The sequence below is a fragment of the Achromobacter sp. 1011811831 genome (assembly GCF_059760905.1).
This window is the reverse complement of record NZ_JCBANG010000199.1, coordinates 1-1,034: the sequence shown is the minus strand read 5'-3', so window position 1 is coordinate 1,034 and position 1,034 is coordinate 1. Positions and strand designations below refer to the sequence as shown.

The window sequence follows — 1,034 nt, the reverse complement described above, 5'->3', positions numbered from 1 at the left end:
TTGATCTTGACGCTGTTGGACGCCATCGCGATCCGCACGCCCACCGCGCCGGCCACGTCCAGCTCGGCGCCCTGCGCCACGAAGCTGCGCCGCGCCGCCGTGGCCGCGATCTGCCCGCCCGTGGCCAGCGCCAGCGAGCCGCCCTGGAACTGGATGTCGCCGCCGCTGACGATCTCAATGCGCGACTGGTCGCGCCGGTCCGACAGACGCGACAGGTTGTCGAACACGCCCGGCGCCTGCCGGTAGCGCAGCAGGTCCTGCTCGGCCGACTCCTTGATCAGCGCGTTGCGCTGGCTGTCCAGCGCCGTGCTGCCGTCGTCATCGATCAGCACCGCCGTGACCGAGTCCGGCGCCAGCACGATGCTGCCCTTGGCATCGGCGGCCGAGTTCAGCAGGTGGATGGTGCCGCGCGTGCGCGTGGTAGTCGTGGCCAGCACCACGCCTTCCTGGCGCACCTGGCGTCCGGCCAGCGTCACGTCGCCCTCGGCCGCCACGATCAGGCCGGTGTTGCGCGCCAGGCCGCCGTCCTGGTTCGCCGCCAGGCGCGGCGCGATCTCGTTGCCGCGCGTGGTCGACAGGGTGTTCTCGCTGGTGCCCACGCCGCGCCGGATGATGAAGCTGTCGCCGGCGGCCAGCTGCGCCTGCCCGCGCGGCGCGCTGATCGCGCCGGCGTTGTGCACCTCGCTGCCCAGCAGCAGCACGTAGCCGCCGCCCTGCGTGACGCTGCCCGGCGCGTGCGTGTCGATGCGCGCGCCCGGCCTGACCTCGACCTTGCCCAGCGCGTCGGTGAAGCTGGGTTCCGTGCCCTGCGCGCCATAAAGCCCGCGATCGCGGAACTGCTCGTCGCTGATCCTGCCGGCTGCCGCCACCAGGTTGCGCACGTTGACCTGGCTGGCGCCGTCGAACACCACGCCGTTGCGGTTGACGATCAGCACCGTGCCCGGCGCCTTGATCTGCCCCTGGATCTGGCTGGGACGGCCGGCCGGGTCGTTGACCCGGTTCAGCACCGCCCACTCGGCCTGCTGGCGGAAGTC

1 protein-coding gene is annotated in these 1,034 nt (G+C 72.4%); it reads right to left on the bottom strand.

The genetic code is table 11. The features are described from left to right. Positions 1 to 1,034: two-partner secretion domain-containing protein (locus tag AC6LJ9_RS30575; protein ID WP_498150446.1), on the bottom strand; the 1,034-nt coding region annotated here is incomplete at both ends.